This is a genomic window from Sulfurimonas marina, from assembly GCF_014905095.1.
Classification (GTDB): Bacteria; Campylobacterota; Campylobacteria; order Campylobacterales; family Sulfurimonadaceae; genus Sulfurimonas; species Sulfurimonas marina.
In genome coordinates this window covers 1,259,762-1,273,038 of sequence record NZ_CP041165.1, presented here as the reverse complement: position 1 = coordinate 1,273,038, position 13,277 = coordinate 1,259,762, and the positions used below count along the sequence as shown (strand labels likewise).

11 protein-coding genes are annotated in these 13,277 nt (G+C 36.5%); 6 read left to right on the top strand and 5 right to left on the bottom strand.

Annotated elements, in window-relative coordinates; translation table 11 throughout:
* Positions 1–14 precede the first annotated feature (14 nt).
* The gene (locus FJR03_RS06545; protein ID WP_193112731.1) at positions 15–1,742 is read left to right on the top strand and encodes a sugar phosphorylase; all 1,728 of its coding nucleotides are present in this window, start codon (positions 15–17) and stop codon (positions 1,740–1,742) included.
* A 1-nt stretch (position 1,743) separates the two neighbouring features.
* Here the strand turns inward: FJR03_RS06545 and FJR03_RS06540 are convergent, their stop codons facing one another.
* The 3 genes from FJR03_RS06540 to FJR03_RS06530 are packed head-to-tail and all read right to left on the bottom strand — an operon-like array spanning position 1,744 to position 3,399.
* The gene (locus FJR03_RS06540) at positions 1,744–2,670 is read right to left on the bottom strand and encodes a hypothetical protein (protein WP_193112730.1); all 927 of its coding nucleotides are present in this window, start codon (positions 2,668–2,670) and stop codon (positions 1,744–1,746) included.
* The gene (gene fliN / locus FJR03_RS06535; protein ID WP_193112729.1) at positions 2,667–2,978 is read right to left on the bottom strand and encodes a flagellar motor switch protein FliN; all 312 of its coding nucleotides are present in this window, start codon (positions 2,976–2,978) and stop codon (positions 2,667–2,669) included. The genes FJR03_RS06540 and fliN overlap by 4 nt, the downstream gene beginning before the upstream one ends.
* Entirely contained in the window at positions 2,971–3,399 is a 429-nt protein-coding gene (locus FJR03_RS06530) for a chemotaxis protein CheX (RefSeq protein WP_193112728.1), read from the bottom strand. Before FJR03_RS06530 ends, fliN begins: the two co-directional genes overlap by 8 nt.
* A 93-nt stretch (positions 3,400–3,492) precedes the next feature.
* Between FJR03_RS06530 and FJR03_RS06525 the strand changes: the two genes are divergently transcribed.
* The 5 genes from FJR03_RS06525 to FJR03_RS06505 are packed head-to-tail and all read left to right on the top strand — an operon-like array spanning position 3,493 to position 10,500.
* On the top strand, positions 3,493–4,230 hold the full coding sequence (locus FJR03_RS06525) for a sulfite exporter TauE/SafE family protein (RefSeq protein WP_193112727.1): 738 nt from the start codon (positions 3,493–3,495) through the stop codon (positions 4,228–4,230).
* Entirely contained in the window at positions 4,223–7,048 is a 2,826-nt protein-coding gene (gene uvrA, locus FJR03_RS06520) for an excinuclease ABC subunit UvrA (protein WP_193112726.1), read from the top strand. The genes FJR03_RS06525 and uvrA overlap by 8 nt, the downstream gene beginning before the upstream one ends.
* A gap of 45 nt (positions 7,049–7,093) precedes the next feature.
* Positions 7,094–8,116, top strand: a complete 1,023-nt coding sequence (locus FJR03_RS06515) for an HD domain-containing phosphohydrolase (protein WP_193112725.1) — start codon at positions 7,094–7,096, stop codon at positions 8,114–8,116.
* A gap of 2 nt (positions 8,117–8,118) precedes the next feature.
* On the top strand, positions 8,119–9,543 hold the full coding sequence (locus FJR03_RS06510; RefSeq protein ID WP_193112724.1) for an ATP-binding response regulator: 1,425 nt from the start codon (positions 8,119–8,121) through the stop codon (positions 9,541–9,543).
* Between the two features lie 27 nt (positions 9,544–9,570).
* A complete protein-coding gene (locus FJR03_RS06505; RefSeq protein WP_193112723.1) occupies positions 9,571–10,500 on the top strand; it encodes a manganese-dependent inorganic pyrophosphatase in 930 nt (309 codons plus the stop codon).
* A 9-nt stretch (positions 10,501–10,509) separates the two neighbouring features.
* On the opposite strand, the gene FJR03_RS06500 is transcribed toward FJR03_RS06505, so the two are convergent.
* On the bottom strand, positions 10,510–11,496 hold the full coding sequence (locus FJR03_RS06500) for a sensor domain-containing diguanylate cyclase (protein WP_193112722.1): 987 nt from the start codon (positions 11,494–11,496) through the stop codon (positions 10,510–10,512).
* A gap of 65 nt (positions 11,497–11,561) precedes the next feature.
* A complete protein-coding gene (locus FJR03_RS06495) occupies positions 11,562–13,232 on the bottom strand; it encodes an AMP-binding protein (RefSeq protein ID WP_193112721.1) in 1,671 nt (556 codons plus the stop codon).
* Positions 13,233–13,277 lie beyond the last annotated feature (45 nt).

The following is a 13,277-nucleotide window of genomic DNA, read 5'->3' as shown; positions in this document are numbered from 1 at the left end:
CATAGGAGAATAAGATGTCAGAAGCATTGAATGAGACGAAAGACAGACTGCAACTCATTAAAGATGCATTGGTTTTAATCTACAGTGGAAGCGATGCGGTAAAAGCATATGAAAAGATTATGGACCTTATCAATAAATATAAAAAACTTATTGAAGCAGAGCCTTATACTTTGACTCAAAAAGATATAATACTTATCACCTACGGTAACCAAATATTTCATGAAGAGGAAACTGCTCTTGCTACATTAAAGAGGTTTTTAGATGAATATGTTGAAGATTATATAAATACTGTACATATCTTGCCGTTTTATCCATATTCAAGCGATGACGGTTTTTCAATAGTAAACTATAAAGGTGTCTCTCCGCTTATGGGTTCATGGAGAGATATTAAAGCTTTGAGTAAAGATCACAGGTTAATGTTTGATGGAGTGATCAACCATATTAGTCAACTGAGTGAATGGTTTAATAAATATCTTGCAAACCATCCAAATTATTTGGACTTTTTTATAGAATTAGACCCCTCTACCGATCTCTCTGCCGTAGTAAGACCTCGAACAATTCCACTGCTTAGTGAATATACAGATGATGAAGGGAAAAAGAGAAGTATCTGGACAACTTTTAGTCGCGATCAGGTTGACCTTAATTATGCGAACTATAAAGTACTCATTAAAATTTTGGATGTACTGCTGTTTTATGTACAACACGGTGCATCCCTCTTACGTCTCGATGCCATAGCCTTTATCTGGAAAGAGGTGGGAACAAAATGTGTCCATCTGCCCCAAACTCATGCATTAATCCAGTTAATGAGACAGGTGATTCATGAAGTTGCTCCAGAGGTATTGATCATCACTGAAACAAATGTACCGCATGATGAGAATATCTCCTATTTCGGTGAAGGGGATGATGAGGCGCAAATGGTATATAACTTTGCATTACCGCCGCTTCTTGCCTTTTCAATATTAAAAGGGGATACGACCAAGCTGACACAATGGGCAAAAGGTTTAAAACTGCCTAGTGACAAAGTTTGCTTCTTTAACTTTACGGCAAGCCATGACGGAGTCGGATTACGTGCAGTAAGTGATATACTGACTCATGATGAGATAGAGTTTTTAGTTGAGTCCTGTTTAGCACATAACGGTTTAGTCTCATACAGAGCGATGAACGGAGGTGATGAAAAAGCACCGTATGAATTAAACAGCAGCTATATAGATATATTGACTCATCCTGATGCTGAACAAAGTCTGCGTGTTAAAAGGATGATGCTCTCTCAAGCTGTAACACTTACAATGCCTGGAGTTCCGGGAATATATTTTCATTCATTGGTTGGTTCTGAGAGCTATTTTGAAGGTGCTAAAAAGACGAGAAGAAATAGAGCCATAAACAGAGAGAAGTTGAACTTTGATAATGTTAAAGAGGAACTGGAAGATGAAAACGGTTTACGCAACAGCATATTTAAAAGATACAAACAGCTGATCTCTATCCGTATCAATGAAAAAGCTTTTGATCCGTATGCTACGTTTGAGACGTTGGAGTTAGGGAATGATATCTTTGCTATAAAACATTTTTCCAGAGATAAAAGTGAAGCTATTATTACGCTGTATAACTTCTCAGATCGTACGATCGAGATAGATATATCAGATCATTGTGATACAAATCTTTTAGAGATTATTACACATAAACCGTGTACTGAAAAGATGCTTACTATTGAAGCATACGGGATGTTGTGGTTAAAACAGGTTTAGCTTATTCTCCGTAAGCTAAACTTGCTGCTCTCTCTTTATAAGATTGTAGAGGCTCATTAAGATCTAAATGATGAGATTGAGGTGTGGGATTTTCTAAAAACTTCTCAAGTTCTGCATGTCTGTCTCGAAGAATAGTCTCAAACTCTTGTTGAGTTGATGGTTTATTATCCGTAAATTTATCAAGCAAGATGTTTCCGTTACCGAGTAATACAAGATAACTTTGGTTAAGAAAGTCCAGCATAACAACATTATTATGCTCATCTAGGCTTTTTTGAAAACGGATAGAAATTTCGTTGTTTTTATTATTGTTTTCATTGTTTTCAGGAGCTGCTGCTTCTTGCATCTGCTTCGCCTCTTCTTGCTTAAATAACCAAGAGTTTTGCTTTTGCTGTGTTTTTGGTGTCTGTTTCGTTTGTATTTTAGTTTTCAGATAGAAAAGGATGATGATACCGATAATTAAGATAGCAATAACTACATAGTAACTCATAGATAAGTCATCACCCTGTTTTGTCGGTAAAGCTGAAAGGTCAGGTGATGAAGATGTCGTAGTTTGTTGCGTTGTTTTTGCAGCAGAGTGCTCTGTAAAACGTAATCTAAGCCCATATCCGTCAGATGTTTTTGAAGCTGCCAGTTTTACATAACTTGGAGTTACAGCTACGATCTGAGTATAGTCTGCAAGAGGTGTAATAGTTAACGATTTAAGGTACTTAGAGTTTACTTTTTTGATTTTTGAAGACTCTATAGAAGCATCTGAAAGTTTTAAAACGGTTTTTGATTTCCCTTTACTTTGTTTAATCACTCCGGAGTAGGGTGTATCAAATGTGATCATTACATCTGCGCGGTCTGTTCTTTCGTAGATATTGTAACTAAGTATTTTAGAGGCATAGAGTGAAAAAGGAAGTAGAAATAGAAGTAAATATTTGATCATAATCTCTCTTTAGATAAGTAGTATAAAACAGCTGATGAATCTAAAACTTCATTAATACGGATAGCAAGGTTTTTCTCATATACCATAACTTCGCCTTTTCCTAAAATACGACCGTTTACATAAGCTTCTACACTTTCACCTGCAGGTTTTTTAAGATCAATAATAGAACCTTTTTCAAGTTTGAGAATTTCTCTAAGTGAGAGGTCTGTTTCACCGAGATCAGCTATAAACTCCACCTCCATATCGAGAATTCCGGAGTAGTCCATCCATGATAAGTCTTCTTTATTGTTAAAAGGTTTTTTAGGCATTGACTTCCTTAAGTGCTATAGTTATTTCATCATCGCCGACTTGAATAGTTTTAGCATCGTCATATTCAAGATCAAATTCCCCGATTTTTTCAAAATACGGTGTATTTATCGTATATGGGTTTTGACTTTTTTCTTCAGCTATAACTTTAGCACTTCCAATGATTAAGTTGGCTGTTTCTAATGTCATATCTGTAAGTGTCTCTTCATCACTCTCATCCTCTTCAAGAAAAAGTTTTGAAACTCTTTGCATAAAGCCTGAATCTGATGCGATATATGCTCGATATTTTTTTCCGTCTTGAGCATCTAAATCTATGTAAGCAATAAGTGTTCTCTTTTTTGTAATACCCTCTTTTACCCCATGATCTTCACGAATTTGATGGATACAAAAGTTTACCGCTGCTTCTTCAATACTATTTAACATTTTTAACCGCCATAATTTATTATAGGGATGATTATACTTTATGCAAACACAAATGAAAATTAAATTGTATTAGAATTCGCTATAATTGCACTTATGATTGAATTATTGACAGTTGGGCTGCTTACAGGGTTTTTATCCGGGTTTTTTGGTATAGGTGGAGGGACTATTTTGGTCCCTTTGCTTTTAATGCTGGGGATTGATACAAAAACAGCGATCGGTATCTCTGTTGTACAGATGGTTTTTGGATCGATCTTTGGAAGTTACATAAACCATAAAAAAGGTACCCTTGATGTTGCCATGATTACTTTCATAGGCCTTGGTGGCTTTGTTGGTGCTTCACTTAGCGGTTTTATAACGGCAGCATTTAGTAATAAAACTTTAGAAGTTTTTTTCCTACTTTTTGCTACATTTGCACTCGTTAGACTGTTTATGCCTGTAAAAGAGGCCGCAGAACCTAAAGAGGTAAAAAAAAGTATCCTTTTTATTATCGGGATATTTATAGGTATGATGAGTATTACCATCGGTGTAGGCGGTAGTATTATGCTTGTACCTATATTGGTAGGATTCTTGCATGTAGAACTAAAACGTGCAATTTCTGCAGGTTTATTCTTTGTTGTGTTCTCTTCAATAGCGGGGCTTATTTCCCATACGCTTGAAGGACATGTTGATTTTCAAAGAGGTATTATTATAGGTATTATATCCCTGTTAGGTGTGTATATAGGGATACATTTTAAAGATAAAATAGAAGTAACACTACAAAAAAAACTGATAGTTATATTTTACGTATTTGTAGTGGCTTATTTAATGAAGAGAGTGTTTATAAATGGGTAAAAAAGATGTTATCAAAATAACAGGTGCAAAAGAGAATAATCTTAAAAATATAGATTTAACAATTCCGAAAAATGAACTGATAGTTATGACAGGGCTTAGTGGAAGTGGTAAATCAACACTCGCTTTTGATACTTTGTATGCAGAGGGGCAGCGCCGCTATATGGAGTCGTTGTCATCATATGCAAGACAGTTCTTAGACAGAGTGGGCAAGCCCGATGTAGATAAGATCGAGGGTTTAACTCCTGCGATCGCAATTGATCAAAAAACAACTTCTAAAAACCCGCGCTCAACAGTTGGAACAATTACGGAGATATACGACTATTTCAGACTTTTATATGCACGTGTAGGGGTACAACACTGTCATAAATGTGGCAAGGTGATCTCTCAGATGTCTGCTTCAGATATCATAGCCGAGGTGGCAAAACTCCCAGAAGGTGCAAAGCTTGTAATGCTTGCACCTCTTGTTCGTGAAAATAAAGGCTCATACGCTGATCTTATCGAATCATTGGTACATAAAGGGTATGTGCGTGCAATGATCGACGGTGTAATGGTAAGACTTGATGATGAGATCGAGCTTTCAAAAACGAAAAAACATACGATCAAGGTTGTAGTGGATCGTGTAGTTGTTAAAGAGGACAACAAAGATCGTATTGCATCGTCTGTAGAAAAAGCACTTAAAGAGAGTTACGGTGAGTTAGAGATCGATGTACTAAACCATAAAGAGGTAGATTGTAAAGAGCATATTCACTACTCTGAACACAATGCATGTTTTGACTGTAAGATCAGTTTTGACCCATTAGAACCACTTAGTTTTTCGTTTAACTCTCCAAAGGGTGCATGTAGCGAATGTGACGGTTTAGGGCTTCGTTACACTTTAGATATTGAGAAAATTATAGATCAGGATTTGAGTATTGAGAAGGGTGCTATTAAGATCGTATACGGTTTTAACAAAGGGTACTACTTTACATTCTTAAAAGGGTTCTGTGAAGCGAATGAGATCGATATCACTATCCCATACTCTGAACTTGAAACGCATCAGCAAAAAGCTATTTTACACGGAACTATCGGTGAAGTGGAATTTTTATGGAAAAAACATAAAGTAAAACGTATCTGGCCGGGAATTGTCCGCATCGCTTACGATATGTTCAAAGATGAGAAAGAACTCAATGATTATATGAGTGAGAAGGTGTGTGATGTTTGTGGCGGACACAGACTTAAACCTGAATCACTAGCGGTAAAAGTGGGTGAGAAAAAGATCCCTGAACTTTTAGATATGCCAATCACCAAAACGTATGAATGGTTTGCCGCAGAGGATAACTTCTCTTACATGGACAAGCAAAATGAGATGGTTGCCGCACCGATCTTAAATGAGATTCGTGAACGTCTTTTCTTTTTACATGATGTTGGACTTGGATATATCACTCTTGGACGTGATGCACGTACGATCTCCGGTGGTGAGGCACAGCGTATTCGTATCGCTTCACAGATCGGCTCAGGTCTGACAGGTGTTATGTATGTACTTGATGAGCCGAGTATCGGTCTGCATGAGCGTGACACGTTAAAACTGATCAAGACCCTTCGAAACCTTCAGGAAAAAGGGAACAGCGTGATCGTGGTTGAACACGATAAAGAGACGATTGAGCATGCCGACTTTATTGTAGATATCGGTGAAGGTGCAGGAAAATTCGGTGGAAGTGTCGTATTCTCAGGGACACTCGATAAGCTAAAAAAAGCAAAAACAACGACTGCTGATTATCTTTTTGGAAGAAAAAAGATCGAGTATTTTTATCGCAGGGAACAAGAGAAGTTTATAGAGATAAAAAATGTAACTCTGAACAATATTCAAGACCTGAGTGTAAAAATCCCTCTTAATAACTTTGTATGTATTACCGGTGTAAGTGGAAGTGGAAAAAGTTCCCTTATTTTACAAACACTTTTACCGACAGCAAGAGAGCTTTTAAACCATGCAAGAAAAGTAAATAAAGTAGCGGGTGTAGAGATCACGGGACTTGAAAATGTAGATAAGGTGATCTACCTCGATCAAAGCCCGATCGGGCGAACTCCGAGATCAAATCCTGCAACTTATACGGGTGTGATGGATGAGATCAGAAATCTTTTTGCACAAACAAAAGAGTCTCAGATCCGCGGTTATACGGCATCAAGATTCTCTTTTAATGTTAAAGGTGGGCGTTGTGAGAAATGTCAGGGTGAGGGTGAGATCAAAATTGAGATGCACTTCTTGCCGGATATTATGGTGAAGTGTGACAGCTGTCAGGGACATAGATACAACCAACAAACTCTGGAAGTATTCTATAAAGGGAAAACTATCTCTGATGTTCTTAATATGGCGGTAGATGAAGCGTATGAGTTTTTCAAACCGATTCCTAAAATTCATCAGAAACTAAAAACACTTGTAGATGTAGGTCTTGGATATATTACACTCGGACAAAATGCGGTAACGCTTTCAGGCGGTGAAGCACAGCGTATCAAACTCTCTAAAGAGTTAAGTAGAAAAGATACGGGAAAAACACTTTATATCTTAGATGAACCGACAACTGGACTGCATTTTGCCGATGTTGACAGACTGACGGGTGTTCTTCATAAATTTGTTGAACTCGGTAATAGCGTGTTAATCATTGAACATAACCTTGATATGATTAAAAATGCCGACTATATTGTAGATATGGGACCTGAAGGTGGTTCAGGCGGTGGAGAGATTATAGATGTCGGAACACCGGAAGAGTTAGCTGCTAATTATGAGAAGTCAGGATCGTATACAGGTAAATATTTAGAAAAAGAGTTGCTTTTACACAAGTAGATGGTATAATAGTTTCTACAAGACCAAAATAAACGGGTAGAAACTATGAGTATCAAAGATGAAATTTTAATTGTTGATGACGTAATTGAACACACGAAGGATATAATCGAACTTCTAAGAGATAACGGATATGGATTCTCCTATGCGTTAAACTCTCAAGATGCTGTAGAACTTTTAAAGACGAAGCATTTTGATCTCATTTTAATAGCTCTAAGGATGTCAGAAGTTGATGGTTTGGAGTTATGTCAAATTATTAGAAGTCATCCTGAACTGCAGGAAATACCTATTGTTCTTATGGTAGAAGAGGATGATTACGACGAGCTTGATGAGGGATTTGAACTTGGTTGTATCGACTATATACGAGCCCCAATCCATAGAGCTGAACTCAAAGTCAAAGTAAGACATCATACAGAATTTTACCGTTATAGAAAATCATTAAAACTCTCTAGTACACAAAACCGTCTTTTATCGGAAACTGAAGATGCTCAAAAAGAGATGGTGTATATACTCTCGGCGATGGTAGAAGAAAACAGTATAGAGGCGGTCGGTCATATTAGAAGAGTTGCTGATTTTGCAAAACAGCTTGCTATTTTAGACGGAACGCTGACAGAAGAACAGATAAAAATGGTTTATTTGGCTGCACCGCTTTACGATATCGGTAAGATTTTTATCGAAGATGCCATCGTTAATAAACCTGACCAACTTACCACGTATGAGTTTGAAGTGATGCAAAAACATCCAAAGCTTGCCTTAAATGTCTTGAAAAACTCAAGTAAAAAACTGATTAATGCTGCTGCAATTATTGCTTATGAACATCATGAAAACTTTGACGGCTCAGGTTATCCTAGAGGGTTAAAAGGTGATGAGATCCACATCTATGCACGAATAGTTGCAATTGTAAGTGTTTTAGATGCTCTTTTAGAGAAAAAGATCTATAAAGAGGCTTGGTCTTTTGAAGATGCTGCGAAGTATATTTTAGATGAGAAAGGGAAAAAATTCGATCCTAGACTCGTTAACCTGTTTGCAGAACATATTGAGGTATTTAAAGAGTTAATTGACGGAGAATAAACTTGATAGATATTGATCTTCCTATTGTAATAATATTAGCCGTTTTTATCATATTTAGCGGGATTATTGTTCTTGTTTTTTTACATAGTACCTCTAAGAAAGATAAAGAGATAGAGCGTTTAAAAGGTGAGATAGTTAGTTTACACTATGAAGATAATCACCTAAAAAAAGAGTATCAGTCAAAAAAATCGTATCAGGGGATGGAAACAAGCCTTATCTCTGAACAGCTGAAAAAGATTGAACACTTGGAAAATGAACTGGAGAGACAACGAGATAAAGTTGAAAATGCCAAGGAGATTGCTCAAGAGGCGGTAAAAGTAAAATACGATTTCCTTTCAAAAGTAAAAGATGATCTGAAATCTCCTGTAAAAACTATTATCGCATACGCTACGATCCTAGCTAAAGACCTGCAAAACGAAAAGCTTAACTCCCACGCAAAAGATATTTTAACATCGGGCAATCAGCTATTGGAATTGATAGAAAGTATGATGGCTCTTTCAAAGATCGATGCAGGAAGTTACGATATCAATGAAAATGCGGTTGAACTCTCTTTCTTATTCAATACTATTGTAGATAGTTATAAAAACAGTGCTGCTAAGAAAAAGATAAAGTTAACGCTCGATATAGATAAAACTCTTCCCGAATCATTAATCTTTGATGCAAGTAAAATAAAGTTGATCGTTGATAATCTTGTAAGTAACAGTATCCGTGCTACAAAAGATGGCAACGTTAATGTTTATGTAAAACCTAACGGAGCTAATATTGCTCATAATACTATCAATCTTCAAGTGATTGTAGAAGACAGCGGTACAGGGATAAAAAAAGAGGATCAGCCAAAAATATTTGAGATGTTTGAAGCTGACGGTTTGGGATTATCACTCAATAAAAAAATTGCTCAATTGATGAACGGGGATCTTACATTTTACAGTGAGTATGGTAAAGGTGCTACATTTATCTTGTCTCTTAATGATATAGAAGTTGTACTTCCAAGTGCAGAACATGAGAATCACGATCTAGAGATAAATTTTGCGCAAATATCACCAGATGGTGCAAACATTTTAGTTATTGATAGTGATCATGATAGTGCACAGGTTATTATGGAGTCATTTTTAGAGAGTCATGTGCGAGTGCTGCACTTTGAAACTCCAAGAGATGCTATTGAAGAGCTCAAGCGCTCCAAGTTTGATATGATACTTATAGATATAGAAGTGCTTACAAGTGATGAAAATGCAATCTCAAAAGTACTCGCAAAAATCAGTGATGCACCTGTTGTAACATTGACCCATTCAAGTGTTAAAGATGCACACATCAGTGAAAATGGAGCAAGAGTTGTAGGACACTTGAAAAAACCGCTTTCAAAACGTGAACTTTTCAAAATCTCTTTAAAAGTATTAAATTTTCCGGATTTGTTAAAGAATAGTGTATAATTCGAAAAAAATTTAAAGGCTAGAATTATGTCAGTATATGCATTTGGACACAAAAATCCAGATAGTGACTCTATTGTAGGTGCAATTTCACTATCATACTTAAAAAATCAAGTAGAAGATGAAGAATATATCCCGGCACGTCAAGGTGATATTTCTGCTGAAACACAGTTTATTTTAGACACATTCGGTTATGCAGACAAAGTTCCTATGTTAAAAACTTCTGTAGCTGGTGAGAAAGTATTTATTATTGACTCAACAGATAAGCCTCATTTTCAAGACGATATTGATGAAGCTACAATCGTGGGTATTGCAGACCACCATAAACTAGGTGATCTTATTACTGATGCTCCACTAGAAGCTTGGATCAGACCAATCGGTTGTTCAAATACGGTAATTTATGAGATGTATAAATCTTACGGTGTAGTACCACCAAAAGATATCGCAGGGATGATGATGCTTGCTATTTTAAGCGATACTGTAATTTTCCGTTCACCGACTTGTACAAAAGTTGACACAAAAGCTGTAAAAGAGTTAAGTGAAATTTGTGGTGTTGAAGACTACAAAAAAATGGCTATGGATATGTTCATTGCAAAATCTGCAGTTGACGGTGCATCTGCTCGTAACTTAAATACACGTGACTACAAAGAGTTCGATATGAATGGTACTAAAGTTGGTATCGGTCAATTAGAGATGGTAGATATCTCTGTACTTGAACCACGTGAAGATGAAATCATGGAAGATATGCAAAAGATGAAAGAAGAGGGTGGCCTACACACTGTTTTAATTCTTTTAACTGATATTATCAAAGAGGGTTCAAAACTTTTCGTAGTATCTGATGATGCTTCTAAAATCGAAGCTGCATTTGATGTAAAACTTGAAAACAACAAAGCTTGGTTAGAGGGTGTTCTTAGCCGTAAAAAACAAGTAGTACCTTTCGTACAACCTCAATTTAAATAATTTAAAATATTATTGGTAATGGACACTGTTTCTTCCATTGTTTTTGGAAGCATAGAGTCCATTATCAGCTTTTGCAATTAAACTCTCTATAGTACTCCCTTTTTGATAAATCGTTGCCCCGATACTAACGGTAATATTGCCTACTGTATCAAAATTATGTTCCTCAATCACCTTACGAAGTCTATCAGCAAACGTTATAATTGCCTCTTGAGAAGAGATCGGAGTTATGACTAAGAACTCTTCACCACCCCATCTGCCGACACTATCACTCTCTCTGATATAGTTTTTAAGAATATTTGAGAACTCTTGTAAAATCTTATCACCCTGGATATGTCCGTAGTTGTCATTGATGTTTTTGAACTTATCTATGTCGAGCATGAGAAGACCGAAATGTGTATCGTATCGCTGAGCTCGATGAATTTCACTATTGAGAACCTCTTCAATTTTATAACGGTTGTACAGATTGGTTAACTTATCTGTAATAGAGAGTTTTTCCATCTGCTGTAATGCTATAGTCAGCTCTTTTGTTCGTTCTATCACTTTTTGTTCTAGTTTTTCATTAAGCTCTTGGAGTGTTTGTTCAGCCTTTCGAATAGGTGTGATCTCTCTTGATACTCCAAGAATTCTAATAATTCCACTTTCCTGATCGGTAACCGGTAATATAGTAGTTATCCAAAACCTCTCGCCACTTTCATCTATGAGATGTTTCTCTTCATAAGTTACAGGCTTGTTTTTTTTAATACACTCGTCATAACGATCTATAATCTTTTTGTAGGTCGTTTCGTCTAGAATCTCTTTAAGCGCTATTCCATCCATTTGATTAGGAAGAAGGTGAAATGTTTGCTCTAAAGATCGGTTGCTCTTTTCACTGATATACTCCCCATTTGTATCTCGTCGTACAATGAAAAGATTGTCGTTTGAAGTATGCCAAAGCGTTCTAAAGAGTTGTAATTCACCCTCTACGATTGCTTCGTTATCAAAATGATGTTCAGTCATTGGAATTGTACCAATCCTCTGTTATTAATTCTGCTTCATTATAGCATTTTCCAAATACGAGTAGATTACGCTGTATAGAGGTAGCGTTTTATCTTCTTCGTAGGAGTTTTTACAAACGGCTCAATCTGCTCAATAAATTTTGTAATCTTAGAAAATGATGCCATTTGCGTATTTACTTCAACTCTCATATTTTCCAAATACTCTGTAATCTTTTGTTTGACAACATCATCTGGTGTATGGTTTGCTTCAAACATTTTATCGATTAACTCATAATCAAGATGAATACGTGCCACTAGTTTTCCGTCCTGCTGCATAACAAGTGCATCTAAAACCGCTTCATTCTGATTAATAATCGATTCGATCTGTTCAGGGTAAATGTTCTCTCCGCTAGGGCCCAGAATCATATTTTTACTTCTACCGCTTATAAAAATGTAACCATCTTCATCTATATAGCCAAGATCACCTGTGAGAAAATAGCCATCCTCATCAAAAACCTCTTTTGTTTTCTCTTCATCTTTATAGTATCCCAACATAACGCTAGGCGATTTCGCGACAATTTCCCCTTCGCCGTCAAACGGGTGAGGGTTTTTAATTTTAATCTCGATACCCGGCATTGCAAGACCTGTAGAACCTATTTTATGCTCCATCCCCATTCTAGTTCCGGCAAGAAGTGGTGCTGTTTCTGTAAGACCGTATCCCACAAGGTAAGGAAAGTCGGAGTCTATTAGAAACTGTTCTACATAACCTGCAAGAGGTGCCCCTCCTACTGCAAACATTCTTAGTCTTCCACCAAAAGTCTCCAGCAGTTTTTTCCCTGCTAGTTTATGCAGTTTTTTACGCATAAATGGAACTTTATAGATATGTTTCAGAACAAAAGAGTGGTGGAATTTTGCAAGAATTTTATTTTTAAATATCTTCTCAATGATCAGCGGTACAGAGAGTATCATTGTCGGGCGGACTACTTCAAAAGCTTTTAAGAGCACTGTCGGAGTAGGTGTTTTATCAATATAAACTACGCTTGACCCGTGAACCATAGGGATTAGCATTCCAACCGTACACTCAAATGTGTGTGCCAAAGGTAAGATAGATAAAAAGATATCATCAGGTGTGATCTCAATATTTTTATATGAAGTAAGTGCATTTGTAACTAAGTTTTTATGTGTAAGCATTACCCCTTTTGAATGTCCTGTCGTCCCTGAAGTGTAAAGAATGGCAGCAAGAGAGTCTTCATCCGGTTTAGGCAACTCTTTTTTTGGAGAAAACTTTTGTTTTATCAACTCCATGTAAGAATGGTTTGTGAGATGATCTACAAGTTTTAGAGTATCGAGCTCTATAACAAACTTTATTTCAGAGTTTCCAAGATCTTCGATCGTCTGAAGATGTTTTTCGGATACAAAAACAGCTTTGGCCTCAGAGTGTCTGATGATATGATGGACATCTGAAGGGTTAAAGTCGGGTAAAATAGGAACTACAATAGCTCCGAAATATGTAATAGCAAGATAGGCAACAGCCCAGTTTGGCATATTTTCACTAAGGAGTGCTACTTTATCACCTTTTGTGATCCCTCTTTCACTTAACAGCTCTACCATCGCTTTGACTTTTTCATCAAGTTCACGATATTTTAACGGCTGTTTTCCTACAAATGAGAGTACATCTTTTTGCCCGAAAAGTGTAGTTGAGCGATCAAGCAGTGCTTTAAGTGTAAAATTTTCTAAGTTTTCATAAGGATAATTCATTTTTATTCTTTGTACATATTTTCAAGTATTATACAAAAAAATTAT